Source organism: Superficieibacter sp. (genome assembly GCF_032071645.1).
GTDB lineage: Bacteria > Pseudomonadota > Gammaproteobacteria > Enterobacterales > Enterobacteriaceae > Superficieibacter.
The window spans coordinates 1-25,562 of the sequence record NZ_DAMAPU010000020.1 but is presented as its reverse complement, the minus strand read 5'-3'; the positions used below and the strand labels follow the sequence as shown (position 1 = coordinate 25,562).

25 protein-coding genes, 1 tRNA gene and 3 pseudogenes are annotated in these 25,562 nt (G+C 48.3%); 18 read left to right on the top strand and 11 right to left on the bottom strand.

Going from position 1 to position 25,562, the window contains the following annotated elements; translation table 11 throughout:
* Positions 1–78 precede the first annotated feature (78 nt).
* The 4 genes from RT197_RS20680 to RT197_RS20665 all read left to right on the top strand — a co-directional run bounded on the left by RT197_RS20680 (position 79) and on the right by RT197_RS20665 (position 2,451).
* Positions 79–471: a DoxX family protein gene (locus tag RT197_RS20680; RefSeq protein WP_181012933.1), complete on the top strand. Its 393-nt coding sequence runs from the start codon at positions 79–81 to the stop codon at positions 469–471.
* A 76-nt stretch (positions 472–547) separates the two neighbouring features.
* The gene (locus tag RT197_RS20675) at positions 548–1,534 is read left to right on the top strand and encodes a glutathione S-transferase family protein (protein ID WP_312953068.1); all 987 of its coding nucleotides are present in this window, start codon (positions 548–550) and stop codon (positions 1,532–1,534) included.
* Between the two features lie 86 nt (positions 1,535–1,620).
* Positions 1,621–1,983 carry a DUF805 domain-containing protein gene (locus RT197_RS20670; protein ID WP_312953066.1) on the top strand — a complete coding sequence of 121 codons (363 nt, stop codon included), beginning with the start codon at positions 1,621–1,623 and terminating at the stop codon, positions 1,981–1,983.
* Positions 1,984–2,082: 99 nt separating this feature from the next.
* Positions 2,083–2,451 (top strand): DUF805 domain-containing protein, encoded by a 369-nt coding sequence (locus RT197_RS20665; RefSeq protein ID WP_312953065.1) that lies wholly within the window; start codon positions 2,083–2,085, stop codon positions 2,449–2,451.
* A gap of 222 nt (positions 2,452–2,673) precedes the next feature.
* On the opposite strand, the gene RT197_RS20660 is transcribed toward RT197_RS20665, so the two are convergent.
* The gene (locus tag RT197_RS20660) at positions 2,674–3,570 is read right to left on the bottom strand and encodes a LysR family transcriptional regulator (protein WP_312953064.1); all 897 of its coding nucleotides are present in this window, start codon (positions 3,568–3,570) and stop codon (positions 2,674–2,676) included.
* 105 nt (positions 3,571–3,675) lie between these two features.
* On the opposite strand from RT197_RS20660, the gene RT197_RS20655 reads away from it, so the two are divergent.
* Together RT197_RS20655 and RT197_RS20650 are read left to right on the top strand one after the other, a co-directional pair.
* Entirely contained in the window at positions 3,676–4,377 is a 702-nt protein-coding gene (locus RT197_RS20655; protein ID WP_312953063.1) for a pirin family protein, read from the top strand.
* 25 nt (positions 4,378–4,402) lie between these two features.
* The gene (locus tag RT197_RS20650; RefSeq protein WP_312953062.1) at positions 4,403–4,576 is read left to right on the top strand and encodes a hypothetical protein; all 174 of its coding nucleotides are present in this window, start codon (positions 4,403–4,405) and stop codon (positions 4,574–4,576) included.
* A 146-nt stretch (positions 4,577–4,722) separates the two neighbouring features.
* Here RT197_RS20650 and RT197_RS20645 read toward each other — a convergent pair.
* Positions 4,723–4,996 (bottom strand): annotated as a pseudogene (locus RT197_RS20645) (Arm DNA-binding domain-containing protein); the annotation flags it as partial.
* 463 nt (positions 4,997–5,459) lie between these two features.
* On the opposite strand from RT197_RS20645, the gene RT197_RS20640 reads away from it, so the two are divergent.
* On the top strand, positions 5,460–5,876 hold the full coding sequence (locus RT197_RS20640; RefSeq protein WP_409529708.1) for a hypothetical protein: 417 nt from the start codon (positions 5,460–5,462) through the stop codon (positions 5,874–5,876).
* 64 nt (positions 5,877–5,940) lie between these two features.
* Here RT197_RS20640 and RT197_RS20635 read toward each other — a convergent pair whose 3' ends face one another.
* Positions 5,941–7,197, bottom strand: coding sequence for a site-specific DNA-methyltransferase (locus RT197_RS20635; RefSeq protein WP_312953060.1), 1,257 nt, complete (start codon positions 7,195–7,197; stop codon positions 5,941–5,943).
* A gap of 129 nt (positions 7,198–7,326) precedes the next feature.
* Here RT197_RS20635 and RT197_RS20630 point away from each other — a divergent pair, with 129 nt between their 5' ends.
* Entirely contained in the window at positions 7,327–7,569 is a 243-nt protein-coding gene (locus RT197_RS20630; RefSeq protein WP_064358203.1) for a helix-turn-helix domain-containing protein, read from the top strand.
* On the top strand, positions 7,559–8,449 hold the full coding sequence (locus tag RT197_RS20625; RefSeq protein WP_312953059.1) for a hypothetical protein: 891 nt from the start codon (positions 7,559–7,561) through the stop codon (positions 8,447–8,449). Before RT197_RS20630 ends, RT197_RS20625 begins: the two co-directional genes overlap by 11 nt.
* A 552-nt stretch (positions 8,450–9,001) precedes the next feature.
* Here RT197_RS20625 and RT197_RS20620 read toward each other — a convergent pair.
* The 3 genes and pseudogenes from RT197_RS20620 to RT197_RS22050 form a co-directional block, all read right to left on the bottom strand.
* The gene (locus tag RT197_RS20620; RefSeq protein WP_312953058.1) at positions 9,002–9,205 is read right to left on the bottom strand and encodes a hypothetical protein; all 204 of its coding nucleotides are present in this window, start codon (positions 9,203–9,205) and stop codon (positions 9,002–9,004) included.
* Between the two features lie 479 nt (positions 9,206–9,684).
* Positions 9,685–9,999 (bottom strand): hypothetical protein, encoded by a 315-nt coding sequence (locus RT197_RS20615; RefSeq protein ID WP_312953057.1) that lies wholly within the window; start codon positions 9,997–9,999, stop codon positions 9,685–9,687.
* Between the two features lie 19 nt (positions 10,000–10,018).
* A pseudogene (locus RT197_RS22050) lies at positions 10,019–10,105 on the bottom strand (dipicolinate synthase); the annotation flags it as partial.
* Between the two features lie 67 nt (positions 10,106–10,172).
* Here RT197_RS22050 and RT197_RS20605 point away from each other — a divergent pair.
* The 4 genes from RT197_RS20605 to RT197_RS20590 all read left to right on the top strand — a co-directional run bounded on the left by RT197_RS20605 (position 10,173) and on the right by RT197_RS20590 (position 13,402).
* Positions 10,173–11,329, top strand: a protein-coding gene (locus RT197_RS20605) for an IS3 family transposase (protein ID WP_312953056.1) whose coding sequence is annotated in 2 segments (ribosomal slippage) — positions 10,173–10,434 and positions 10,434–11,329 — 1,158 coding nt in all. Because the reading frame shifts where the segments join, the coding sequence is not laid out codon by codon here.
* A 97-nt stretch (positions 11,330–11,426) separates the two neighbouring features.
* Positions 11,427–11,762 (top strand): hypothetical protein, encoded by a 336-nt coding sequence (locus RT197_RS20600; RefSeq protein ID WP_312953055.1) that lies wholly within the window; start codon positions 11,427–11,429, stop codon positions 11,760–11,762.
* 222 nt (positions 11,763–11,984) lie between these two features.
* On the top strand, positions 11,985–12,500 hold the full coding sequence (locus RT197_RS20595) for a hypothetical protein (protein ID WP_312953054.1): 516 nt from the start codon (positions 11,985–11,987) through the stop codon (positions 12,498–12,500).
* An 8-nt stretch (positions 12,501–12,508) separates the two neighbouring features.
* Positions 12,509–13,402: a Kiwa anti-phage protein KwaB-like domain-containing protein gene (locus RT197_RS20590; protein ID WP_312953052.1), complete on the top strand. Its 894-nt coding sequence runs from the start codon at positions 12,509–12,511 to the stop codon at positions 13,400–13,402.
* A gap of 34 nt (positions 13,403–13,436) precedes the next feature.
* On the opposite strand, the pseudogene RT197_RS20585 reads toward RT197_RS20590, so the two are convergent.
* A pseudogene (locus RT197_RS20585) lies at positions 13,437–14,724 on the bottom strand (tyrosine-type recombinase/integrase).
* Positions 14,725–14,887: 163 nt separating this feature from the next.
* Positions 14,888–14,972: transfer RNA gene (locus tag RT197_RS20580), tRNA-Leu, on the bottom strand.
* Positions 14,973–15,224: 252 nt separating this feature from the next.
* Here RT197_RS20580 and RT197_RS20575 point away from each other — a divergent pair.
* The 4 genes from RT197_RS20575 (at position 15,225) to RT197_RS20560 (ending at position 19,587) form a co-directional block, all read left to right on the top strand.
* Positions 15,225–16,235 (top strand): HNH endonuclease domain-containing protein, encoded by a 1,011-nt coding sequence (locus RT197_RS20575; protein WP_312953051.1) that lies wholly within the window; start codon positions 15,225–15,227, stop codon positions 16,233–16,235.
* Positions 16,235–16,813, top strand: a complete 579-nt coding sequence (locus RT197_RS20570) for a class I SAM-dependent methyltransferase (RefSeq protein ID WP_312953050.1) — start codon at positions 16,235–16,237, stop codon at positions 16,811–16,813. Before RT197_RS20575 ends, RT197_RS20570 begins: the two co-directional genes overlap by 1 nt.
* A gap of 82 nt (positions 16,814–16,895) precedes the next feature.
* Positions 16,896–17,915, top strand: a complete 1,020-nt coding sequence (locus RT197_RS20565; protein WP_312953049.1) for an NAD(P)-dependent alcohol dehydrogenase — start codon at positions 16,896–16,898, stop codon at positions 17,913–17,915.
* A 256-nt stretch (positions 17,916–18,171) separates the two neighbouring features.
* Positions 18,172–19,587 (top strand): Na+/H+ antiporter NhaC family protein, encoded by a 1,416-nt coding sequence (locus RT197_RS20560; protein ID WP_312953048.1) that lies wholly within the window; start codon positions 18,172–18,174, stop codon positions 19,585–19,587.
* Positions 19,588–19,623: 36 nt separating this feature from the next.
* Here RT197_RS20560 and RT197_RS20555 read toward each other — a convergent pair whose 3' ends face one another.
* The 3 genes from RT197_RS20555 to lptF all read right to left on the bottom strand — a co-directional run bounded on the left by RT197_RS20555 (position 19,624) and on the right by lptF (position 23,547).
* Positions 19,624–21,264, bottom strand: coding sequence for a dihydroxyacetone kinase subunit DhaK (locus RT197_RS20555; protein WP_312953046.1), 1,641 nt, complete (start codon positions 21,262–21,264; stop codon positions 19,624–19,626).
* 100 nt (positions 21,265–21,364) lie between these two features.
* The gene (gene lptG / locus RT197_RS20550; protein ID WP_312953045.1) at positions 21,365–22,447 is read right to left on the bottom strand and encodes an LPS export ABC transporter permease LptG; all 1,083 of its coding nucleotides are present in this window, start codon (positions 22,445–22,447) and stop codon (positions 21,365–21,367) included.
* Positions 22,447–23,547, bottom strand: coding sequence for an LPS export ABC transporter permease LptF (gene lptF, locus RT197_RS20545; protein WP_312953044.1), 1,101 nt, complete (start codon positions 23,545–23,547; stop codon positions 22,447–22,449). The genes lptG and lptF overlap by 1 nt, the downstream gene beginning before the upstream one ends.
* Positions 23,548–23,810: 263 nt before the next feature.
* On the opposite strand from lptF, the gene pepA reads away from it, so the two are divergent.
* Positions 23,811–25,322 (top strand): leucyl aminopeptidase, encoded by a 1,512-nt coding sequence (gene pepA / locus RT197_RS20540; RefSeq protein ID WP_312953043.1) that lies wholly within the window; start codon positions 23,811–23,813, stop codon positions 25,320–25,322.
* Positions 25,323–25,562 lie beyond the last annotated feature (240 nt).

The window sequence follows — 25,562 nt, the reverse complement described above, 5'->3', positions numbered from 1 at the left end:
CGACAGCAAACATGCAGTAAAGCGCGTCATTGCTGGTTAATAACACATAAAAGACAATAAGGCTTCCTGGAGAGTAAAATGAAAAAATTAGAAGATGTTGGCGTACTGGTAGCACGTATTCTGATGCCAATCCTGTTTATCACCGCAGGCTGGGGGAAAATCACTGGCTATGCGGGCACCCAGCAATATATGGAAGCGATGGGCGTGCCGGGCTTTCTGCTGCCGCTGACCATCCTGCTGGAATTTGGCGGCGGTCTGGCTATCCTGTTCGGTTTCCTGACCCGCACCACCGCGCTGTTTACCGCAGGCTTCACGCTGCTGACGGCGTTCATTTTCCACAGCAACTTTGCTGAAGGCGTAAACTCGCTGATGTTTATGAAAAACCTGACTATTGCCGGTGGCTTCCTGCTGCTGGGGATCACCGGTCCGGGTGCGTTCAGCATCGACCGCCTGCTGAATAAAAAGTGGTAAGCACTCTATACTGAACAGAAAGAAACAAAGAAGCGAGGTTTATACCTCGCTTTCGTGTTTTAACCAGGAGGAGAAGATGGGACAACTTGTTGACGGCGTCTGGCACGATACGTGGTATGACACCAAATCGACCGGCGGAAAATTCAAACGCTCCGAAGCGGCGTTCCGCAACTGGCTGACCGCCGATGGCGAACCGGGCCCGTCTGGTCAGGGAGGCTTTGCCGCAGAGAAAGATCGCTACCATCTGTATGTTTCCCTCGCCTGCCCGTGGGCACACCGCACCCTGATCCTGCGCGCGCTGAAAGGACTGGAGCCGTTTATCTCCGTTTCCGTGGTGCATCCGCTGATGCTGGAGAACGGCTGGACCTTCGGCGATGATTTTCCCGACGCCACCGGCGATACGCTGTATCAGCACGATTTCCTCTATCAGCTTTATCTCCATGCCGATCCGCACTATTCCGGGCGCGTAACGGTGCCGGTGCTGTGGGATAAAAAGAATCAGACTATCGTCAGTAACGAATCGGCGGAGATCATCCGCATGTTTAATACCGCGTTTGATGCGCTGGGTGCCAAAGCCGGAGATTACTACCCTGCCGCGCTGCGCACGCAGATCGACGAGCTGAACGACTGGATCTATAACGATCTGAATAACGGCGTCTATAAGTCAGGCTTTGCCACCAGCCAGCAGGCTTACGATGAGGCGGTGGAAAAAGTATTCGCCTCGCTGACCCGGCTGGAGCAGATCCTCGGCCAGCATCGCTATCTGACCGGCGACCAGCTTACCGAGGCGGATATCCGGCTGTGGACCACGCTGATCCGGTTTGATCCGGTGTACGTTACCCACTTCAAATGCGACAAACACCGAATCAGCGATTATCTGAATCTGCATGGCTTCCTGCGCGATCTTTACCAGACGCCGGGCATTGCAGAAACGGTTAATTTCGCCCACATCCGTAACCACTATTACCGTAGTCATAAAAACGTTAATCCGACCGGGATTATTTCTCTCGGCCCGTGGCAGGATCTGGACGAGCCACACGGACGCGATACGCGTTTTGGTTGACCCTCACCCGCTGGCACACGCCAGCGGGTGTTTATTGTTCGCCCGTAAACGCGTATCCTTCCGTGAGGAAAAAAGATAAGGAAGTCATGATGAAATGGTTCTGGTACTGTCTTAAAAATTACGCCACCTGGGATTGCCGGGGACACCGCCGGGAGTATGCGTGCTTTAATATCACACTCGCCGTCATCTCTTTTCTTTCAACGATGCTAATGCCGCTCGATCTCCTCTTAAATTTTGTCCTAATCTGGCTCATTGTTGGCGTTCTGCTCATTGTTCCTGTTGTCTGTTCACATATTCGTCGGCTGCACGATCTTAACTGGTCTGGCTGGTGGACAATTTTGATTATCTTGCTCGGCATGTTTCCCCTCGGAAGCATTCTCCTGACGCTCACCCTGTCACTGCTGCCCGGTACTCAGGGCATGAACCGTTTTGGTGCACCGCCCCGTTAATCGCAATACACTGATCAGCTAAATAGTTTCGCCATTTCCATAAAAACTATTAATATTATGGTGATAAAACAATTGATTGATAGCTGACTGAGGTTTGACATGGACTGGTATCTGAAGGCAGTAAAAAACTACATTGGCTTTGATGGCCGGGCGCGACGTAAAGAGTACTGGATGTTCGTGCTGGTCAATATCATCCTGACTTTCGTGCTGGGCGTGCTGGATAAACTGCTGGGCTGGCAGCGTGCCGGAGGTGAAGGCATTCTGACCACCGTTTATGGGGTGCTGATCTTTTTACCCTGGTGGGCGCTTCAGTTCCGTCGTCTGCACGATACCGACCGTTCGGCATGGTGGCTGTTGCTGCTGCTGATCCCGCTGGTTGGCTGGCTGGTGATCCTGATTTTCAACTGCCAGGACGGGACGCCAGGCGTTAACCGTTTTGGTCCCGATCCTAAACAGACCTCACATTAAAAAATCTCGGCTCCTGGTCAGAAGGAGCCGTTTTTATCTTTGCAGAAAGATTGTTTTATTGCCGCAATTATCTAAATATCAAATGAATTAATGTTGTGACATTTGCAATTACTATCGAACTCTTTATATGCTGTCTGGACAGCAAAAAAAGGGCCAATCACTGGGGCGAAGCGATGGTTTATCCCGGGCAACCAGCGCCCGATAGCGATCGCTAAGCGTTCTTTAGCGTCCCATAAATAATTTCGGAATTTCGCGCAGGCACCACGATTTTGCCTCGCCCATGCTGTCGCGTCGCCAGGCCATAATAATGTCAATTTCGCTGGTATATTCCGGGCTAACGACCCGCAAACGCCCTTCGGCAATATCTTTTTCTACCAGCGGATACGGCATGGTTGCCACCCCCAGACCGGCCAGCAACGCCTGGCGCTTATCTTCAATGGAACTCACCGTCAGGCGCGGCTGTTTATCCAGGAGCTGTACGGTAAGCACCGGACGCTCCCGCGCGGTATCCGCTACCGCCACGCCACGATATTTCACCCTGGTGACTTCAGAAAGCGGTTCCGGCTCATTATGAATGGGATGATCCGGCGCAGCGACATACACGTTTAACACTTTATACAGCTTGCGCGAATTGATTTCCGAGGAGGAGCGAAAATGCATATCCGGCGCAATGACGATATCCGCCCGGCCCTGCTCCAGGCGTTCCCATGCTCCGGCGAGCACTTCGGTGATGATTGACAGCTGGGTATTAGATTTGGTCGCCAGTTTTTCCACCAGCGGGAAAATATCCGCCGTCGGAACCAGCGCTTCGGTGACCAGCGTCAGGTGCGTTTCCCAGCCGCGCGCCAGCGCTTCAGCATCGGTTGTCAGCTTATCGGCGGCTTCCAGCAGCACGCGCCCACGTTCAAGGAGCATTCGCCCTACATTAGTAAATTTGGTACGGTGGCCGGAGCGGTCAAACAGGATGACATCCAGTTCTTCCTCCAGCTTCTGCATGGTGTAGCTTAAGGCAGAAGGCACGCGTCCCAGCTCATCCGCTGCTGCCGCAAAACTGCCACGGCGATCGATGGCATCCATAACGCGCAACGCTTCGAGCGTTAATGCTCTCTCTTTAGACATGGTGATCTCGTTCAGGAAATTTGAACATACCGGGCAGAATATCTGGCTTACATTGCAGCGTCCATCCCTTTAACATTGTTTTAGTGTAAAAAGAGGTCAAGAATTATGATTACTACCCGAACCGCTAAACAATGTGGGCAAGCAGACTTCGGATGGCTACAGGCCCGCTACACCTTTTCCTTTGGACACTACTTTGACCCGAAACTGCTGGGCTATGCCTCCCTGCGCGTACTTAACCAGGAAGTGCTGGCACCCGGCGCATCGTTCCAGCCGCGTACCTACCCGAAAGTCGATATTCTCAACCTGATTCTGGAAGGCACGGCGGAATACCGCGATAGCGAAGGCAACCATATTCAGGCGAAGGCGGGCGAAGCGCTGCTGATAGCCACCCAGCCTGGCGTAAGCTACAGCGAGCATAACCTGAGTAAAGAGAAATCCCTTACCCGTATGCAGCTTTGGCTCGACGCCTGCCCGGAACGTGAAAATCCGCTGCTGCAAAAAATCACCATTGCCGATACGGCGCAGCAATTGCTGGCCTCGCCGGATGGCAGCGGAGAAAGTCTGCAACTGCGCCAGCAGGTGTGGGTGCATCATATTAAGCTGGAGAAAGACGAGCAGCTGAGCTTTCAGATCCACGGCCCGCGCGCCTATCTGCAATCCATTCATGGCACTTTTCATGCGCAAACGCGCCAGCAGGAACCGCAATCCCTCACCTGCGGCGACGGTGCTTTTATTCGTGATGAGGCTAACATAACGCTGGTCGCAGGTACGCCGCTGCGCGCTTTACTGATAGATTTACCGGTATAGCTTTACTTAGCAGGAGAGCAAGTCAATGAGCAAAAAAACGATAAAAAAACAGCAGCCCGCAAAGAATATTGCCGCCGTCGTGCCGCCAGCATTTGGTTATGAAGAGATGTTGGCGGAACTGGAGGCGATTGTGGTCGACGCCGGGGTGAAGCAAACGGATCGCCCGGTCCCCGATGAAACAGCCCTCAGCCGCGATTAATTGTATTAGTCACGACGCGATCTGACACAGGACGTTGAAAGGTTGAGAGTTACCGGTTTTGATATGGGTGTCGAATCCTTATACAAAACATGAATGGCTTCCACGACAGTAGACGATCCTGCCCTGTTGGAACGGGGTCATTCCACTTTCACCAGATCCACTTTCACAGCACGTTTGTGTTCGTGGGGATCGATTCCAGCAGCTACCAGCTTTCTGCCCTCTTTTGACGAGCATCAGCTAAGGATGTGTCAGGGTAAATACCAAACACCATCAGGTGCTGCTTACCGCCAAAGCGACAACGGAACCGCCAGTATTTTGAGCCGTTAGGGTGAATGAGCAAAAATATGCCATCCCCATCGAAAGGGTGTACTCCCTTTCCTGTGGTTTTGCAGAACGCACATTGATATCTGTCGGAGCCATAAGAGTTCTTCTTCCATGTGCCCCTGTGAAATACAACCGTTATCGAATTAGCGTATAACTCGGTTCTGTACTTACAAGTGACTTGATATGGGTTGATTCGGGGTGACGTATGTTAAAAGGAAAATGCTTGTGTGATGCGGATTTGAAGGCGAAGGCCGGACTTGAACATCGCAACTATCCTTATGATCTTAAGAGATTAAAGTTTTTCATATTGGACATGATACCATCATTGATACCATCAGTCCCGATTGATGATAATCGAACACTATAAAAAATGATGACGAACATTATGAATGTAAGTTAATTCACGTATTTTTAGCAGGAATTTTTTAAAGAACACCAAAATAACTTGTATGTTTATTTTTTCATCCATTTAAAAAACAGGATAATTTGTATACAAGCTATAAGCATTCTTGAGGTATGGTAATATAAAACAACAAATATATCGCTTGGAGAAATGAGCTTGGATACTTTATTTAAGATTTTTGAAAAATTTAGTTCAAGACCGCTTTATTTTATTTTCTTTGGTTTATCAGCATGTGAATTTATACAAAAAGAGTCAGCATTAAAAAGTCCTAACATAGAAAACATACTATATCTTTTATCTGCAATGATAATGGTTGTCTTTTTAACATGGGGATATGAATGGCTCATATTTAGGTTCAATGTCACATTGGAACCTCATGATCAGGGCGATATCGGCCCTACGATTGGAACGGCAACATTAGCAGTTTATTTGGTTTATGCATTTCATTTTTTAAGTGAGCAACCCGATGCTTTAAATCTCAGGTTACTAACTAACTCAGGATTTATTTATAGCACAACCTTATTGTTATTTTCTCTTGAATCAATGAAACTGCGAAGGCTATGGCAAAGATAAGCCTTCAAATAATTAATTAGTAGAGAGCAATTATACTACTCTCTACTAAAAAGACATTCAAAAATCATTTTTCTTCATTTTGAAGAAGACCAAACTGCTCGTTAGCTAGTTTCTTGCCGTAATCTTTCATTCTTACACTTTCTACTGTCCACAATCCCCGCTTCTCTCTTTCTCTTTTTATAGTCGAAGGAAACAAAGAATTAAGCTTACCTCGTACCTCGACTAAGTGTTCTTTGTCTTCAGAAAGATTGCTAAACCTATCCTTAATTATTTCGCAGTCATCAATTTCAGAGCCAATCCATCTGCGATTTTTTATCTCAGCTATTACATAAGTTGTCCCAGAGCCTCCAAACGGATCAAAAATTAGATCACCCTCTTTTGTGGCCATTTCGATCACCCTATCTAAAACTTTTATACTTAATTCGTTAGCACCATTCCTTTTCTTATATTTTTTATGTCTTACAGGAGGAATGTCATACCAGACATCGGTTAGATTAATTCCAAGTGGATTCATTTTGCTTTTATATCCACCATAATCTTTCAGATCACCAAAACATTTTGGGCAAGTCTGTGCAGCTAATCTGTCAGGCTCAAAAACATTAGCCTTTTCTCCTTTGATAAAATAAAGAAGAGAATAATGGGAAGGATATAACCTACCTTGGATCGGCATATTATTTTTCATATCGACCGCTATCCAATGTTTGAAATTAAGCCTGCCATGTAAAAAATTAGCTATCTTACTGTTCCACACAGGTAGATTCCATAGGAACAATGAACCACCAGGTTTTAAAATGCGAATACATTCATTTAACCAGTCATGAGTCCATTTAATATATTCTTCTTCCTTTAAATTATCATTCATTTTTGATGGATAAAGTTTATCTAAATTAAATGGAGGATCTGCAAAAATCATGTCCACAGAATCAGCATCAATATTTTTCGAAACCTTTAAGCAATCCCCATTATAAAGTTCACCATTTTTGGTCTGCAATACCAGTTCAACATCTTTTTCAAAGGAACGTTCACCAGTAACGGTTATATTTTGCGATTGTATTTTTTCATATATGATAGAAGCATTTTCTTGGATAAGTTCCAATGTATGCATATCCATATGCCCCATCATCAATTGAAAATACACAGGTGATATACTAAATTCTTCACAAAGGATGCCTAGATCCTTCCCGCTTGGCATAATATTTCTTAGATTATAATATTTAAGTCTGTCAGTCGGTATTTTTGTACGTTTGCTAATTTCATTATAAGACTTAGCCGAAACATCGACTACTCCTAAAGCTTTAAGAAACTGATCCGAATAACTCATTTAAAATAACCACTCTATTATAGCATTCACTTAAACATAGCATCTCATAGTCGTGAGAATCTGTCACTCCCTAACTAACCATAGCCTGTTACCATCTTACCTAAAATCACTTACAGGGCTGATAGGTGGATGAAAATAAAGAGAAAATCTTTCGCAACTATGATTGGTAGCAGATTGCTTGTAGCAAGAGTACAGAAGGGATTCAGTCAAAACGATATCCAAAATGCTACTGGTATTGATAGAGCAACCTTATCACGGATAGAGAATGGTAAACAACACATAGCCCTCTATCAATTGCTTCAGATCTTATCAGTTCTAAATATGGATATAGCAGAGTTTCTTAAAGATATAGAGGTAGATAATGATAACTGAAATTGAATTAGATGATGGGTTTTTACCCGCCACTATATCACAAGTTATAAAGAGAAATGTGATTCACTCTCTAAATGAAATAAAAACTATTGATGATAAATTCATTATTAATGATAGTTCATTCATGCGAAAGCAAAGCAACAATCGAATAACACCTTGTGTAATGAACTCTGCATCATTTATTTCCAGTAAATTTCAACATAATTTAAGTTTATTGCCTAATTGTTTGGGTGAAAATAGTTTAAACCAACAAAGAATAGATGGACTAATAAAAGTTAAATATAATGGATTTGCGTATAGAATAAAAGATAAAAATAAAATACTGGAAGTAGCATTCAAATATATAGAGTCCAAAAAACTCCCCAACAATGTAATATACACATTATTCCCTATGTTTTATGGGATGTATGTAGATAGATTATGCTTTAGCATACCAGAACTTAATGACATAGAACATTTATTTGATATTGAAAAGGTAAATTATCACTATAAAATTGGTATCGAATTTGAAACAGGAAATGTTGCTAGTTCTTTTAGAGCCATCAACAAATTAAACAATCTCTTCCACGATGGTCATATTGACGGAGGTTGCTTCATTACAAGTATTGATAAGAAAAACTCGGCCACTAGAATTTGGCCAGTATCAAATAGAAATGGTTCATTTCAAGAACTAAAAAATAGAGCCTACATATCTCAAATATCCTTACCACTAATTTGCATTGGTTTTGCACCTGATGAATTTTCACAAACAGCCCCATTTTTAGGAGCAAATGGTGAACTTTACGAATTAGAGAATACATATCGAAGAGATCTTGAAACTAATTTTAAAATATTCACTAAAAAAGATGGATTAGAATTTTTGAAGGCCCCATTTAAATGATTATAAAAATAACCCCTACGATGCTGATATCTCAAATATAATAGATTTCTTGTTATATTTTATGAATTAATAAAATTAACTGGGGCATAACCGATGCCCCAAAAGGGGCTGAAGAACGCTCGAATCAGTACAATCCTCTTGAAATATATTCTTTAATTATTTATTAATTTTAAACACCGAGATTTTGAAATTACCCAGATCATAAGCATTAACACAAAGGTATCTTAAATAAAATAAGTTATTCATTTCTCTAAAATTCGTACTTTTATTTAATAATGACAAGTACTCATTTAATATATAGCTAATCAAAGCTGGATCTATATAGTTAGTATATATTGCATACTGGATTGCTTTCATAGCATTGATAATATTGATATTTGTCAAAATCTCAATTATTTTATCTCCTGTTGAAACCTTCATTTCCTTTAAAACATGCTTAAGATCAACTGTAATATTCGAAAAATATTCATCACTAAGTTTATGACTCTTGTGCCAATAGTCAATTTTTCGTAATTCTCGATTTATCAATTATAAATAGATAACATTTATTTCTTATTTTTCTTTCAACCTAATTATTCCATTAATCACACTTTCTCCAATTGCGTGTTCTTTTACATTATATAGTTTTATACCTATGGGGAATTTATTAGTAAACACCACATTATATTCACTTACAAACACCTTATAATTGCCAAATACTTTGTTTACACCTCTAAGGATTTCTGATATGTTATCTTCAAATATTATTTTTATCATTTATGCTCTCCCGATATTTTAACCGTTTAGTTTTATATCATAACTTTATTACGTTAATACTACGGTGATTAATTAAAGGTGTTTAAGTGAAAATAGTGTTAACCTCATCAAAGTATATTTTTTGTAGTCGTTTATCACCCTTTAATTTTAATTGCTGAATTTTTGACGAAGCACTTAAAGTTTTTTAGTATTGATGATAAATATATACCTTTTTATTTTATAATTTCAAAAGATAGTAATAAACCAGTTAAGAGGTTCCTATCCAAAACCAAGGCAGAACATTCATATCATACTTTTAATAAAGAGGGGAGTTTAATAACTTCATTTTCGCCGTTATATTTAAGTTTTACCATAATATACATTATGTACACCTAATACTTCGAAAACGATCTCACTGCCTTGCTTATAAACGGCAACCAAAATAATGTAAGTAATTTTGTAAAGTTTTAAACTAAAATATGGAATCAAACTTTACATTTTCACAAAAGTGTTCTTAATCCAATGTGATATTGAATTATCCGTTTTGAAATATTTTTCATTTCAACAGGACATTTGATTAGCGAGAGCCATGTCTCATAAACATAAAACTGATCGAAGATATCAAGCTTAGAGATCGCATCTAACGGTTCTCTTAGATTCTCCACTAAATACTGGCTTAACCAGTAAAAAATCTTTCTATTAAATTCATTATCCGGTAAATCATAAATCGCTCCGGGTTCGAAAATTCTAAAGAAAAGATTTTGGCCCAGATTACACATATGGTTATCTTCACTCACAAATTCTTCGATATTCATACAATGTCTCCCCAATTAATTAAGCAACATTATTTCGGCTTGTTTCGATAACAGACTGAATCCAGGCATCAATCTCACTTTCGACGAAAGCTACTGTAAGTATCCCGCATAATCGTGCCATTCATATTTAGAGATCATCCGGCATAATCAATCTGCAAACGAAGGAGATCGCTATGCGTAAAGCCCGTTTTACTGAGCATCAGATCATCGCTGTGATTAAGTCGGTTGAAGCCGGACGAACCGTTAAAGATGTCTGCCGGGAGGGCGGTATCTCTGAAGCCACTTACTACAACTGGAAGTCCAGATACGGCGGAATGGAAGCTTCTGATATAAAAAAAATCAAGGATCTTGAGGACGAAAACCGCCATCTCAAACAGATGTTTGCCGACCTTAGCCTGGAGAACCGGGCACTGAAAAACATTATCGAAAAAAAGCTTTAAAACCAGCCTTTAAGCGTGAGCTGGTCACTCATCTGATAACGACATTTGGACTCAGACTCCGTCAGGCCTGCCGGAGTCTGAACCTGAGCAGAAGGGTTTACCATTACCATCCGGATACCACGCGGGACGAACCCGTTATTGTCGCGTTGCAGGCAGTGGCCGAGCGATACCCACGATACGGTTTTCCGAAACTTTTTCAGGTTCTGAGGCGGCAGGGACACCCGTGGAATCACAAAAGGATCCACCGTATTTACTGTCTGCTGAAACTGAATTTTCGCCGTAAGGGCAAACAGCGGTTGCCGGTGCGTAATCCCTCGCCACTGGCCACGCCGGAAGCGCTGAACCAGAGCTGGTCTGTCGACTTTATGCATGATGCCCTGGTCTGTGGCCGTCGTTTTCGCACGTTCAATGTCGTTGATAACTTTAACCTTGAGGCGTTGTCGATTGAAATCGATCTGAATCTGCCAGCTCTACGCGTGGTCCGTGTGCTCGACAGGATCGCGGCAAATCGCGGCTATCCCGTCATGCTATGCATGGATAATGGTCCAGAATTTATCTTACTGGCACTGGCTGAATGGGCAGAGAAACATGCAGTAAAACTGGAGTTTATCCAGCCGGGTAAGCCGACACAGAACGCTTTTATTGAGCGCTTTAACCGAACATACCGTACAGAAATACTCGATTTTTATCTGTTCAAAACGCTGAATGAAGTGCAGGAAATCACGGAGAAATGGTTATCAGAATATAACTGTGAACGCCCGCATGAGTCACTGAACAATATGACACCGGAGGAATACCGACAGCACCATTATTTGGCCGGGATCTCAAAAAAATGCATGGAACTAAAACGGGTCTATTTACAGTGTGACGGGGTGAGCATCGCACTCTAGACAAACAACATTATTTAATAATGTACATAATTCTCATGCCATTTTTTTTAAATGCTACGGCGATCACACACAATGAAAGGTCGATGTTGGATATTATTTGAGTAACTACGAAGGAGAGTATATACGCGATAAATTTATTGATGCGATCCACAGTCGCTCTAAAATCCAATTAACCTTTTACTCAAAAGAAGATAACGAGACAATCACGAGATTAACGGCTCCGATGGACTTTGGCCCTAGTCGCAGAGCACATGATAAAAGTGATAGATTTCATTTTTGGGATTACGAAAGTGACAAAAAAAATCATGTTCTCAGTTTGCAACCTGAAGTCATTAAATCTTTGGTGGTAATCGACCAAAAATTCCAGCCACAGGAATTTGTTAGCTGGACACCAAACTGGTTTATCGCTAGAGACTGGGGGCAATACTCATAATTAAATAAGGCTACAAACGTAGCCTTTCAAGGCTATTTTTTTAATAATGTTCGCAAGCACCCCACCTCAAACTCAAGCCTTCCTCCAGAAAACCCAGTTCGAATGCGATTATTGATAACAAGTAACTAGTTGATTAAAAAGATCTTTATTATCTTCTTAGATGTAATGATAGATGCTATACTGTTTTTATATACAGATATCAATGCAGATAAGGAGGATTAAATGTTAAATAAGCTTGCCAAATATCTTCTTACTGCAAGCTCAGTAGCTCCAGTATTTTTCACCTTAGCTTTTCTGTCCTATATATCAAAGCACTACAAATTCATGGTTTCTTACCTGTCTCTGGGTGTGATCATCCTTTTATTATGTGTTTTAATTGTCAAGTATGCAATAAATAATAATTCCATCACCAACAAAAAATTAAGTAACGCTTCTCCAGCAGATAAAGAGATAACAAATTACTTCTTAACATATCTGTTCCCTTTAATTAGCGGGCCAGAAGCTTTTATGGATATTAGAATTGCATTATTCTTTGCTTTAAGCTTGTTTTTTTACATTAGTTTTTCAGGTTCTTACAGCTTCAACCCATTGTTGTCATTTTGGGGGTATAAATATTATGAGGCCGAAGATGATACAGGAGTAAGCTTTGTTATATTATCAAAAAAACCATTGCTAAATGCATCGGGAAATCGTATTGATTTGATTAAGCTTACTGATTATACATATATAGCAATATAGGAATAAACATGGAATTATTCGCACTAACAGATAACACGGTTGGCACCCGCATTGTTAAAATTGTTACTGATAGACCAACACAAGGTGTAATATCTCAGTTATTCGAAGAGCAAAAAGCATTCTTTGAAGAGCGTTATACAGAAGGTGTGGAATTTTCAGGTGGATATATTACAAGTAGTAATGAATTTTTTATAATTCCTGATTTTGATGATGTTATCGCTGTACTAGACGCAATTAATAATCCCACAGCAATTACTGAATGGGAACCAGAGGAGATATCTGTATTCAATATTATTGCTCTTTTTTCAGGCTATCCTGAAGAGAATGAAAAACCTGCAATCGCCTTGATTCAAAGCTTTGATAAAAGGCAAGTTATTGATAATAAAAGAACAATATTCCACAAACCTTTTCAAGCAGGTAATACCTTTTGTCAGTCTGCTGAACATGGCATTGTAATTGATAATAAGCTAACTGCAATTCTGACAGGAACAGAATTAAAATTTAAAAGCTTCCATATGCTACGTAGAATATTCGATGTGGATGCATATTTCCGAGAAGCTACGAATGAAGAATTAACAACCTTTTCTTCCCATGAAAAATTTTCAGTTGCACAAGGATTTGATTTAACAACAATTGCTGATTCAGTCATCAGAAAGAAGGTTTCCTTGATTAACAAATCAAGAATACTTGAAGATTACTCTGTAACCGAATTAAGGGTTTCAGCAGCTGAAATTGGTGTCGCTTTAGATACTGAAAACAATGGTGAGCTTGAAAAAATAAAAATGCCACAGATAAGAAAAGATGTGAAAAGGTTATTGCATTTTTTGGATGAAGACTATTTCACTTCACATATAACCAGAACACTATACCGAGCAAATTCTAAACGTCGAGAAGATGTTTAAATTTTTATGAAGTGGAGACTTGAAAGCTTCCACTTCAATTAGAATATAACAATCTTATATGTTGTTTATATTTTTTTACCACATCATACGGTGTTATCGCTTTTATTTTATTCTCTTCCAAATAATTAGCCCACCATTGCACCATTAAACGCCGTTCATCCAAATGCTCGGAAGTGTGAATATATGCCGCACGTACGTTATTTCGCTCTGAATGGCTAAACTGCCGCTCTATCGCGTCATCGCTCCATAACCCTGACTCATCCATTGCACCACGCGCCATCGTCCTAAAACCATGTCCGCAAACCTCGGTTTTCGTGTCATACCCCATAGCACGCAATGCGCTGTTTACCGTGTTTTCACTCATAACCTTTGTTGCGTCATGATCACCCGGAAAAAGCAGCTCTTTATCACCACTAATCTGCTTTAACTGGTCTAACAAAATCATCACCTGCCGACTAAGCGGAACGATATGCTCTTCTTTCATCTTCATGCCACGATATGAATAACGCACACCCTTAATTTCTTCTCGTTTTGCAGGTACTCGCCAAAGAGATTTATCGAAGTCGAATTCATCCCAACGCGCGAAACGTAACTCACTGGAACGCACAAAAGTGAGTAAGGAAAGCTCAACCGCGATCCGTGTCATTACACGGCCGCGATATGCAGCAAGACGAGCAAGAAACTCTGGGAAGCGGCTAGAGGGTAAAGCTGGATAGTATCGCGCTTTGGTTGTAGATAGCGCACCGGCCATATCACTGGCTGGATTTGAGTCGATGTAATCGTTCTTTACGGCATAACGCATAATGGCCGTAACGCGCTGTTGCAGGCGCTGAGCGACGTCGTGTTTACCACTGGCATCAACTTTTTTAATCGGGGCTAACAGGTTGCTGGTTTTGAGCTGGCGAATGTCGGACGAACCGATATGAGGGAAGATATAAAGCTCAAGATAGCGAAGAACGCGCGATCGATGGTCTTCACTCCAGCGCTTGTTACTGACATGCCATTCACGAGCGATAGTTTCGAAAGTATATGCCCCCGAGTTCTCGGCCTGAGCTTCTTTCTGTTCGACTTTTGGGTCAATGCCCTGCACTAACAGCTTTTTAGCTTCATCGCGCTTTGCTCTTGCCTGAGCAAGCGTCACGGTAGGCCAAACACCAAAAGCGAGGCGATCCTCTTTTTTGTCAGAGGGACGTCGGTATTTCATGCGCCAATATTTAGAACCCCTTGGCCGAAACCTCAAGGTACAAACCGCCGCCATCGGCCATTTTGTAGGTTTTGTCTTTTGGCTTTGCGGTCTCGACCTGTCTGGCGTTGAGCTTCATTTGGGGGCACATTTCTAATCGAAGTTAAGATGCCCCCAATTATGCCCCCAATGACATCCGGATTTCAACGGACAACCTCGGACGACTCAGGACGTAAAAATCGCTGCAAGCATTGATTTTTAAGGAATAATTGGACTTTCTCGGATGGTCTTGGAAGTACTAATGGTGCCGAAGGCCGGACTCGAACCGGCACGTATTTCTACGGTTGATTTTGAATCAACTGCGTCTACCGATTTCGCCACTCCGGCACGGAAAGGGATTGCTGATAGCGGGTTGCATTATACCCGTTGCAGGTTCGCGCGCAAGCACTCCCCCGTCTCCCCCATGCTAAACGTCGAAAAAATCAACACTTTGCTCCTCGGCGAAATTCTGGAATCTGCCTCGTAAAATTCTGCAACGTGACTTGGGTCGTTTACATTTACCAGCGTTTGATATCTGATCCTGACAGTGGTTTGGCTAACCCCAACGACTAACCCCGGCAAGTAACCCCAGGACAGATTATGCATTATTATCGGGTGGAGCCGACGCTTGAGAACTACTGGCGCGGGATTATCCTCTTTGGCAAAAATGTGGCTTCTTATAAGTTCGCGCTGGCCCAGGCGCTGTATGACACCCGACGCGACGGCAGCGATCTGATTTTACTGGAAGACCTGGCGGTGCCGTTTAGCGAGCATCTGTGCCGTCATCTGAAAGATGCGCCAAAGCAAATCACCTCGCAGAGAAGTCAGTTTTTAGCGGCCTGCGCGCAGCATAACGCAGGCGAGCTTACTCGCGATGCGCTGACGGACATCACCGTGCGGCGCGGCTTTAATAATGTGATCGATGCCTTCCATATTGTGAATCAGGGTGAAATCGACAAACGCTTTTTTATTGATGAGCGCAAAACCCATAAAGGCATCCGCCTGACGGAAAACTTCTTTCGGTTGGGCGAGCGTCTTCAGTATCAAAACCTGCGGTATGAAACGGAATCGCGCTGGAAGCTGGTTGAACAGGGATGGGCGCTGAAGATATCCGCGAATCTGCTGGATGTGCAGTGCGATGAGCAGCAGATGCTGTACAGCATGGTGAATACCCGACGGGTGACGATCACCCGTTGTCGCGACAGCCTGAACGGCTACCAGAAAGGCCGCTGCTTTTACTGCGACGCGCCGATAATGCTGGCGAGCGGCGATGTTAATCTGGCGGATGTCGATCATTTTATCCCGTGGAGCGCGCAGGCGGATATCCCCAATATCAACGGCATCTGGAATCTGGTGCTGGCCTGTAAAAGCTGCAATCGCGGTGAAGGAGGCAAGTTCGCGCGTCTGCCTTCGTTGCGGTTGCTAAGACGCCTGTACAATCGCAATGAGTATTTTATCACCAGCCACCTGCCGCTGCGCGAAACGCTGATCCGTCAGACGGGTAAAACGCCCAAAGCACGGAGTGACTTTTTAAACCAAAACTGGAACACTGCTCTTAACCGTCTTTTCCACCAATGGGAGCCTGATGTGGTCGGGCCGGATCTGTTCTGATGACGCTTAATTACTATCAGCAACACGCTGAACGCTTTTTTAACTCCACCGCCACGGTGGATATGTCTTCCCTGTATCAGCCTTTTTTAGCAGCGCTGCCCGTCGGCGGGAAGATCCTGGACGCGGGCTGTGGTTCCGGGCGCGACGCGAAAGCATTTAAAGCGCGGGGCTATGCGGTGGATGCCTTTGATGCGTCGCCGGAAATGGTGGCGCTGGCAACGGGCTATGCCGGGATCTCGGTTGAGCAAAAAACGTTCCAGGATCTCGCAGAAGTGAATCGTTATGATGGGATCTGGTGTTGCGCGTCGCTTCTGCACATCAGCCAGCACGATTTACCGGCAGTAATGCAGCGGCTGGCGCGTGCCCTGAAACCTGATGGCATCTGGTACGTCTCGTTTAAATACGGCGCGGGAGAGCGGGTTCATGAGGGGCGGCATTTTACCGATCTGAATGAAATCGCGCTGGCGAAGCTGGTTGCGCCACTCGGCGCGGTGCGCATCGTCTCGCAGTGGCAGACGGAGGATAAACGCCCGGATCGCCACGAACAGTGGCTTAACGCGCTGCTGCGCAAAGCCTGATCCCCACAATCCCCTCTTCAGCCAAGCGACTTGCCCCCTGATGCTCTACACTTCCCATTCAACACCAAACGAGGGGTAAACCATGTCCACAATCAAAAGCTATGCCGCAAAAGAAGCCGGTAGCGATCTGGAACTGTACGAGTATGACGCGGGCGAACTGAAGGCGGGGGATGTCGAGGTTGAGGTTGATTACTGCGGGATCTGCCACTCGGATTTGTCGATGATCGATAACGAATGGGGCATGTCGCAGTATCCGCTGGTTGCCGGTCATGAGGTGATTGGCCGCGTGGCGGCGCTCGGCAGCGCAGCGCAGGATAAAGGGCTGAAAGTGGGCCAGCGCGTGGGGATCGGCTGGACCGCGCGTAGTTGCGGGCACTGCGATGCCTGTATTAGCGGTAATCAGATTAACTGTCTGGAAGGCGCGGTGCCGACCATTTTGAACCGTGGCGGTTTTGCGAATAAGCTGCGCGCCGACTGGCAATGGGTCATTCCGCTGCCGGAAAGTATTGATATTGAATCTGCAGGCCCGCTGCTGTGCGGCGGGATCACCGTCTTCAAACCGCTGCTGATGCATCACGTCACCGCCACCAGCCGCGTCGGGGTGATCGGTATCGGCGGGCTGGGGCATATCGCCATCAAGCTGCTGCACGCAATGGGCTGCGAAGTGACCGCGTTCAGTTCAAACCCGGCGAAAGAACAGGAAGTGCTGGCGATGGGAGCGGACAAAGTGGTGAACAGCCGCGATCCGCAAGCCCTGAAAGCGCTGGCGGGTCAGTTCGATCTGATCATTAACACCGTGAACGTCGATCTTGACTGGCAGCCGTACTTCGAAGCGCTGGCCTACGGCGGCAATTTCCACACCGTCGGCGCGGTGCTGAAGCCGCTGCCGGTGCCTGCCTTTACCCTGATTGGCGGAGATCGCAGCATCTCCGGTTCTGCAACCGGTACGCCGTATGAGCTGCGCAAGCTGATGAAGTTTGCCGGACGCGCAAAAGTTGCGCCCACTACCGAAGAGTACCCGATGTCGCGGATTAACGAAGCGCTGAAACATGTACGCGAGGGCAAAGCCCGCTATCGCGTGGTGCTGAAAGCGGATTTTTAATCGTCTGAAATCACGTTCCCGACGCCTGGCGCGTCGGGAATTATTGTACCGCTGGAACTATAATTACGCCTTAAATACATAACCCTCAATTATTAATACACACAATTCATTCACCGCGAATATTATAATACCCGCAAATAACCTCACGGTCTGAATAACTCTTTTTAATAACGCTGAAAAGAATTATGCCTTCCCGTATGAAGCGGATAAGCTAAAAAAACTGGCCTGACCGTTTTGAAAATAAAGGGATTTACAAATGCACGATTATGGAATATGGACGGTGATTACGCCGCTGGTGACTATTTTTTTAGCGATATTTACTCGTCAGGTTATTCTCTCGCTGCTGTCCGGTATTATCGTCGGTTTTATCGTGATGACACACAGTCTGTTCGGCGGTATCGGTGCCACGCTGAATGGTATTATTGACACCTTCGCCTCACCGGGAAATACCCGCACGGTGATATTTATGGTGATTACAGGCGGTATTATGCGCCTTATTGTCGTGACCAGCGGCGTGCGGCGACTGGTGCAGTTTTTAACGGAAAAGAATAATTACATCACCAGCAAACGCTCCGTGCAGTTGCTGGCGATGCTGGTCACTTCGCTGATTTTTATTGAAAGCTCCATCAACCAGTTGATTGCCGGTTCGTCATCGAAGGATCTGGCCCGCCGTTATCGCGTATCGCCGGAAAAGATGGCTTATATTATCCAGACATCCTGCGTCTCGGTATGCTCATCGGTAATGATTAACGGCTGGGGCGCGGCGATGATGGGCGTGATCGGCGTGCAGATCGCCAAAGGTTATATCACCGGCGAGCCGTTCGAAATCCTCGCCCGCTCGATGGTGTGGAACGTGATGGCGTGGCTGTCGCTGGCCTCAGTGCTGTTCTACATTATCTCCGGGTTCGCCTGGGGGCCGATGAAAAAAGCAGAAGTGCGCTTTAACGAGTGCGTGGAGGAGCACGTCAGCCTTCAGGATGAGCAGGACGAAGAGGTTATCGATCACCCGGCCTGCAACTCGTTGTGGAACTTTTTTATCCCGATCCTGACGACGGTGGTGATGGTGCCGATCGCGTTGTATATCACCGGCGACGGGCAGTTCTCCAGAGGCAGCGGCTCGATGTCGGTGTACGCCGGGGTGATGTTCGGCACCGTGGTATCGTTTATCTGGTTTACCCTGCGCGGCATCCTGAGCGTTGAAAACTTCTTTAAGGAACTGTACATCGGCTACGCCAGCATGGTGAAAATCAGTTCGGTAATGGTGCTGGCGTTCCTGATGGGGCAGGTGTCTGCCGATCTGAATACCGGACAGTACATTGCGGCGGTGACGTCCGGGGTGATACCCGGCGGTGTGGCGACAGGATTTATTTTTGTGATCGCCGCCATTATGTCGCTGGCGACCGGCACATCGTGGGGCACCTTCGCGATTATGATCCCGATTGGCGTACAGTCAGGCGTCTCGGTGGGCATTCCGGCGGAGTATATGATCGGGGCCGCTATCGCCGGGTCAATTTTTGGCGATATGACCTCACCCATCTCCAGCGATGCCATCGTGGCGTCCATGGCAACCCGTTGCGATCATATTGAGCATATCAGAACGCAATTCCCGTACGCGCTGGTGACCGGGTTGATCACCCTGCTGGTATATCTGGTGCTGGGATTTAGCGCTTAACCTGAAAATGGCCGGGTCAGCCCGGCCATTGCCCTCTTACTGTTTAACCAGCGCCGCAAACACTTCCGCCACCGCCACTGCGCCAGGGTCGGTCACGCCGTCGAGGTTCTGGCTGTTGACGTAGGAGGAGCGCCCCGCGCCCGCCTTCTGCATACTGGCGGTGCTTTCCGCGCCCCGCTGTGCGGCTTGTGCCGCCGCGTGCAGGTCGCCGTCGCGCAGGGCTTCCAGCGCAGGCTGGAGCGCATCGATCAGCGTGCGGTCGCCCGGCTCAGCGCCACCGTAGTGTTTCATCTGATTCAACCCGGTGAGCAGCGCGTCCGGCAGCTTAGCGCCCTTCTCAACCGCCTGTCCGGCAGCGGTAAAGAAGATCGACATCAGCACGCCGCTGGAGCCGCCCATCACCGTCGCCAGACGTTCGCCGACCAGTTGCAAAAGCTGCGCGCTGTTGTTGAGCGGCAGTTTGCCGTGCTCCAGCAGTTGCGCAATATCGCGTGCGCCTTCGGCAAACGTGGAGCCGGTGTCGCCATCGCCGACTTTTGCATCCAGCGCATTAAGACGGCTTTCCAGCTCAATCAGGGTGCGCGTGGCGGCGTTGACCTGTGCGCCGACCAGCAGGTTCTCCGAGGGCTGCGTCTCCACGCTGTCATGAATTTTGCTGTGCGGCACGGTTTTTAACGGGGCGAAAGCCACCGGTTTTTGCCAGCCGACGGTCTCAACGCTGCCGTTTAGCGCCTGTTCAAAGCGCTCGTTAAGACGCAGCAGCGAGAGGGAAAAGCCTTTCATATCCAGCGAACTGACCAGCGGCGCGGGGCCGATCAGATAAGCAATTTGCTCTTTTAACGCCGAGTGCGCCAGCTCTTTGGTGAGCAGCGCCATCTCCAGCGCGGAAACGCCGCCGAGGTTGTTGATCAGTACCGCAAAGCGCCCGTCGCCGGCCTGTTCGCGCAGCGGCGTGACCAGCGCATCAATAATCGCCTTGCTGTTATGCGTGTCGAGCGTCGATGCGCCCGGTTCGCCGTGAATGCCCAGCCCCAGCTCGGCCTGTCCTGGCGCGATGCGTCCTTCTTCATCGTCGCTGCCCGGCAGGTTGCAGGTCTGCATCGCCACGCCGAGGCTGTACAGGTTATCGCAGGCTTCCTGCGCAATCGCGCGGACTTCGCTCAGGCTTTTACCGTGCTCGGCGGCGTAACCGGCGATTTTATGCACCAGCGCCGTGCCCGCAATGCCGCGCGGCTGTTTGTTGTCCGGCAGGGCGATATCGTCGGCGACGATCACCATCTCGACTTTCAGTCCGTGGCGTTTGGCTTTCTCGGCGGCGAGGCCGAAGTTAAGCCGGTCGCCGGTGTAGTTTTTGACAATCAGCAGGCAGCCGCGATCGCCGGTGACGGCAACGATGGCATTGAGAACGGCATCGACGCTCGGCGAGGCAAAGAGATCGCCGCAAACGGCAGCGGTCAGCATCCCTTTGCCGACAAAGCCTGCGTGCGCAGGTTCATGCCCGGAGCCGCCGCCGGAAATCACCGCCACGCGGCTTTTATCCCAGTCGGCCCGGGCAACCACGCGGATAGCCGGATCGATATCAAGACGCACGAGGTTAGCGTGCGGGGCGGAGAGGACTAAGCCCTCAATGGCGTCGTTGACCAGCTGTTTGCGGTCATTAAAAAAGAATCTGGACATAATTTCCCTGTTATAAGTGGATCACAGGAAAAGCATAGTCCGCATAGCGGGATAAACCGAGAAAACCCTTCATCCGCATCAGCGAATGAAGGGAATAGCGTCAGGACCGTTTGACCATCAGCAGCAGGCTGATGATGAAGAACAGCACGCTGGGCAGCAACGCGCCAAAGACAGGCGGGATGTTATACACCAACGTCAGCGGACCAAAAATCTGATCCAGCAGGTAGAAGAGAAAGCCGAAGCTGATACCGGTGACGACCCGCACGCCCATCGCCACGCTGCGCAGCGGCCCGAAGATAAACGACAGCGCCATCAGCATCATCACCGCCACGGACAGCGGCTGGAAGATTTTGCTCCACATTCTGAGCTCATAGCGCCCGGCGTCCTGGCCGCTGGCCTGCAAATAATGGCTGTAGCTGTACAGACCGCTGATCGAGAGCGCATCCGGCTCCAGCGCCACCACGCCAAGTTTGTCAGGCGTGAGGTTGGTTTTCCAGGTGCTGCTGACGGTCTGCGAGCCGGTGATCTGCTTCGGATCTTTCAGGTTGGATTCATCCACCTGCGACAGATTCCACTGCCCGTGCTCTTTATCAAATTTTGCCGACGCCGCGTAGCGCACCGACTGTAACCGGCGCTGTTCGTTGAAAGCATAAATGCTCACCCCGCCCAGCTCATCGTCGCCTTTGATGCGCTCGATGTAGACAAAATCGTCGCCGTCTTTCGCCCACAGGCCCTGTTGCGTGGACAGCAGCGAACCGCCGTACATCGCCTGCGCGCGATAGTTACGCGCCATCTGCTCACCCTGCGGCGCGACCCATTCGCCAATCGCCATGGTCAGCAGCACCAGCGGGATCGCGGTTTTCATCACCGACAACGCCACCTGAAGACGGGTAAAGCCGGAAGCCTGCATCACCACCAGCTCGCTGCGCTGCGCCAGCATCCCCAGCCCCAGCAGCGCGCCAAGCAGCGCCGCCATCGGGAAGAAGATCTGGATATCTTTCGGCACGCTCAGCACGGTAAACATCCCGGCACCCAGCGCGTCGTAGCTCCCCTGCCCGGCTTTTTTAAGCTGGTCAACGAACTTGATGATGCCGGAGAGCGACACCAGCATGAACAGCGTCATCATGATGGTGTTGAAAATGGTCTTACCGATATAGCGGTCGAGTACGCCAAATGCCTGCATTATACCGCTCCTTTACGCGTAAAACCGGCGCGCAGACGGCGCATCGGCACCGTATCCCACAGGTTCAGACCGACGGCGAGCGCGAAGTACAGCAGGTTCACCGCCCACATCCACAGCATCGGGTCCAGCTTGCCTTTGCCGCCGTTAGACTTCAGCGAGGTCTGTAACAGGAAGAAAATCAGATACAGCAGCATCGCGGGCAGCATGGAAAGTACGCGGCCCTGACGCGGGTTCACCACGCTAAGCGGCACAACCATCAGCGCCATAATGAATACCGTCGCCACCAGAGTGAAGCGCCAGTGCAGCTCGGCCCTGGCACGATCGGTATCGGTGTTCCACAGGGTGCGCATGTTCATCTGCTCGGTGTCGTCAGGGTCGAGCGTCACCGCCTGATGGCCGATAATTGCCTGGTAGTTCTGGAAATCGGTAATGCGGAAATCGCGCAGCATCGCGGTGCCTTCAAAACGGGTGCCTTTATTTAAGGTCACGCTCTGGGAGCCGTCTTTATGCTGGGCCATCTGACCGGAATCTGCGACCACCACCGACGGGCGCGCGTTGCCTTTCGGGCGTAGCTGGGCCAGAAAAACGTCGTTGAAGCTACTGCCGCTGACGCTCTCAATAAACAGCACAGAGTTACCGTCGGTGGCCTGCTGGAACTGCCCCTGCGCCAGCGCCGCCATGCCTGGGTTGGCTTTGGCGTCCGCCAGCACTTCATCCTGATGCCGGGAGGACCACGGCCCCGCCCACATCACGTTAACCGCCGCCACGATGCCGGTCAGCAGGGCGAGGATCATCGCGGCCTTCACCAGCACGGCTTTACTCAGGCCGCAGGCGTGCATCACCGTAATTTCACTTTCGGTGTAGAGCTTGCCCAGCGTCATCAGTAGCCCAAGGAACAGGCTCAGCGGCAGGATAAGCTGCGCCATCTCAGGCACGCCCAGTCCTAACAGCGAGAACACCAGGTTTGTCGGAATTTCGCCGTCCACCGCTGCGCCCAGAATTCGTACCAGTTTCTGACAGAAGAAGATCAGAAGCAGGATGAAAAGGATCGCCAGCTGGCTTTTGAGCGTCTCCCGCACCAGATATCTTATGATTATCACTTTAAATACGCCTGTAAAAACCCGTCTTTTTGCTGGAAAATCGCTTGTTTCATGGCTTAAACGTCATTTATGCTCTTGAGTCGTTGAAAACATCGCTAAGATAGTTTTACTTAGCGGCTATGCGCTTCAGGAACGCTCTGAGGTGTTTAAACCGTCACAGTAAGATTATCACGAAGTCACCGCAACAGCGGACATGAGTTACGAAAGCTTGCAATTCTAGCCGCAGCTTCCGCTGTTGTCTTTAAGATTCAGGAGCGTAGTGCATGGAGTTCAGTGTAAAAAGCGGTAGCCCGGAGAAACAGCGGAGCGCGTGTATCGTCGTCGGCGTTTTCGAACCGCGTCGCCTCTCCCCGATTGCCGAACAGCTCGATAAAATCAGCGACGGCTATATCAGCGCCCTGCTACGTCGCGGCGAGCTGGAGGGAAAACCGGGGCAGACTTTGCTGCTTCATCATGTGCCGAACGTCCTGTCAGAACGTATTCTGCTGATTGGCTGCGGCAAAGAGCGCGAGCTGGACGAGCGCCAGTATAAGCAGGTGATCCAGAAAACCATCAATACCCTGAATGATACCGGCTCGATGGAAGCGGTCTGTTTCCTGACCGAGCTGCACGTCAAAGGGCGCAACAATTACTGGAAGGTGCGTCAGGCGGTCGAGACGGCGAAAGAAACGCTGTACAGCTTCGATCAACTGAAAACCACCAAGAGCGAGCCGCGTCGTCCGCTGCGCAAAATGGTCTTTAACGTCCCGACCCGCCGCGAGCTGACCAGCGGTGAGCGCGCCATTCAGCACGGTCTGGCGATTGCCGCCGGGATCAAGGCCGCGAAAGACCTCGGCAATATGCCGCCGAATATCTGTAACGCTGCTTACCTGGCATCGCAGGCGCGTCAACTGGCGGACAGCTACAGCAAAAACGTCGTCACGCGAGTGATTGGCGAGCAGCAGATGCGCGAGCTGGGGATGCAATCCTATCTGGCGGTCGGCGCGGGTTCGCAGAACGAATCGCTGATGTCGGTGATTGAGTATAAAGGCAGCACCGATGAAAACGTGCGTCCGATTGTACTGGTCGGCAAAGGGCTGACCTTTGACTCCGGCGGCATCTCTATCAAGCCAGCCGAAGGCATGGACGAGATGAAGTACGATATGTGCGGCGCGGCGGCAGTTTACGGCGTGATGCGCATGGTGGCAGAGCTACAGCTACCGATTAACGTTGTCGGTATTCTGGCGGGATGTGAAAACATGCCGGGCGGGCGTGCCTATCGTCCGGGCGATGTGCTGACCACCATGTCCGGGCAGACGGTTGAGGTGCTGAACACCGACGCCGAAGGCCGTCTGGTGCTGTGCGACGTGCTGACCTACGTCGAGCGTTTTGAGCCGGAAACGGTGATTGACGTGGCAACGCTCACCGGCGCGTGTGTGATTGCGCTGGGGCATCATCTTACCGGGCTGATGTCGAACCATAACCCGCTGGCGCACGAGCTGATTGGCGCATCCGAGCAGGCGGGTGACCGCGCCTGGCGTTTGCCGCTGGGCGATGAGTTCCAGGATCAGCTGGAATCCAATTTTGCGGACATGGCGAATATCGGCGGGCGTCCGGGCGGGGCAATTACCGCAGGCTGCTTCCTGTCGCGCTTTACCCGTAAATACAACTGGGCGCACCTGGATATCGCCGGTACGGCCTGGCGCTCAGGGAAGGCGAAAGGGGCCACCGGTCGCCCGGTCGCGCTGCTGTCGCAGTTTTTGTTGAATCGCGCGGGTTTTAGCGGCGAAGAGTGAGTGTTCACTTTTCCCCAGTGAGAAGGCGTTTGCCGTTACGGTCTGTTTTGTAGGGTAAGGAGGATAAACGCGCCCCCTCTCCCCGGCCCTCTCCCTCAAGGGAGAGGGAGAAAACCGACCGTCATCACGAGCGCGGACAGTTCCCTCTCCTGGGGGAGAGGGAGAAAACCGAACGTCATCACGAACGCGGACAGTTCCCTCTCCTGGGGGAGAGGGTTAGGGAGAGGGCGTTTACGTGAG

What these genes read in the sequence shown, in the direction of transcription:
- RT197_RS20680 (WP_181012933.1), top strand. Translation starts at nt 79, where the DNA reads ATGAAAAAATTAGAAGATGTTGGCGTACTGGTAGCACGTATTCTGATG.
- RT197_RS20675 (WP_312953068.1), top strand. Translation starts at nt 548, where the DNA reads ATGGGACAACTTGTTGACGGCGTCTGGCACGATACGTGGTATGACACC.
- RT197_RS20670 (WP_312953066.1), top strand. Translation starts at nt 1,621, where the DNA reads ATGATGAAATGGTTCTGGTACTGTCTTAAAAATTACGCCACCTGGGAT.
- RT197_RS20665 (WP_312953065.1), top strand. Translation starts at nt 2,083, where the DNA reads ATGGACTGGTATCTGAAGGCAGTAAAAAACTACATTGGCTTTGATGGC.
- RT197_RS20660 (WP_312953064.1), bottom strand. Translation starts at nt 3,570, where the DNA reads ATGTCTAAAGAGAGAGCATTAACGCTCGAAGCGTTGCGCGTTATGGAT.
- RT197_RS20655 (WP_312953063.1), top strand. Translation starts at nt 3,676, where the DNA reads ATGATTACTACCCGAACCGCTAAACAATGTGGGCAAGCAGACTTCGGA.
- RT197_RS20650 (WP_312953062.1), top strand. Translation starts at nt 4,403, where the DNA reads ATGAGCAAAAAAACGATAAAAAAACAGCAGCCCGCAAAGAATATTGCC.
- RT197_RS20635 (WP_312953060.1), bottom strand. Translation starts at nt 7,197, where the DNA reads ATGAGTTATTCGGATCAGTTTCTTAAAGCTTTAGGAGTAGTCGATGTT.
- RT197_RS20630 (WP_064358203.1), top strand. Translation starts at nt 7,327, where the DNA reads ATGAAAATAAAGAGAAAATCTTTCGCAACTATGATTGGTAGCAGATTG.
- RT197_RS20625 (WP_312953059.1), top strand. Translation starts at nt 7,559, where the DNA reads ATGATAACTGAAATTGAATTAGATGATGGGTTTTTACCCGCCACTATA.
- RT197_RS20620 (WP_312953058.1), bottom strand. Translation starts at nt 9,205, where the DNA reads ATGATAAAAATAATATTTGAAGATAACATATCAGAAATCCTTAGAGGT.
- RT197_RS20615 (WP_312953057.1), bottom strand. Translation starts at nt 9,999, where the DNA reads ATGAATATCGAAGAATTTGTGAGTGAAGATAACCATATGTGTAATCTG.
- RT197_RS20595 (WP_312953054.1), top strand. Translation starts at nt 11,985, where the DNA reads ATGTTAAATAAGCTTGCCAAATATCTTCTTACTGCAAGCTCAGTAGCT.
- RT197_RS20590 (WP_312953052.1), top strand. Translation starts at nt 12,509, where the DNA reads ATGGAATTATTCGCACTAACAGATAACACGGTTGGCACCCGCATTGTT.
- RT197_RS20575 (WP_312953051.1), top strand. Translation starts at nt 15,225, where the DNA reads ATGCATTATTATCGGGTGGAGCCGACGCTTGAGAACTACTGGCGCGGG.
- RT197_RS20570 (WP_312953050.1), top strand. Translation starts at nt 16,235, where the DNA reads ATGACGCTTAATTACTATCAGCAACACGCTGAACGCTTTTTTAACTCC.
- RT197_RS20565 (WP_312953049.1), top strand. Translation starts at nt 16,896, where the DNA reads ATGTCCACAATCAAAAGCTATGCCGCAAAAGAAGCCGGTAGCGATCTG.
- RT197_RS20560 (WP_312953048.1), top strand. Translation starts at nt 18,172, where the DNA reads ATGCACGATTATGGAATATGGACGGTGATTACGCCGCTGGTGACTATT.
- RT197_RS20555 (WP_312953046.1), bottom strand. Translation starts at nt 21,264, where the DNA reads ATGTCCAGATTCTTTTTTAATGACCGCAAACAGCTGGTCAACGACGCC.
- lptG (WP_312953045.1), bottom strand. Translation starts at nt 22,447, where the DNA reads ATGCAGGCATTTGGCGTACTCGACCGCTATATCGGTAAGACCATTTTC.
- pepA (WP_312953043.1), top strand. Translation starts at nt 23,811, where the DNA reads ATGGAGTTCAGTGTAAAAAGCGGTAGCCCGGAGAAACAGCGGAGCGCG.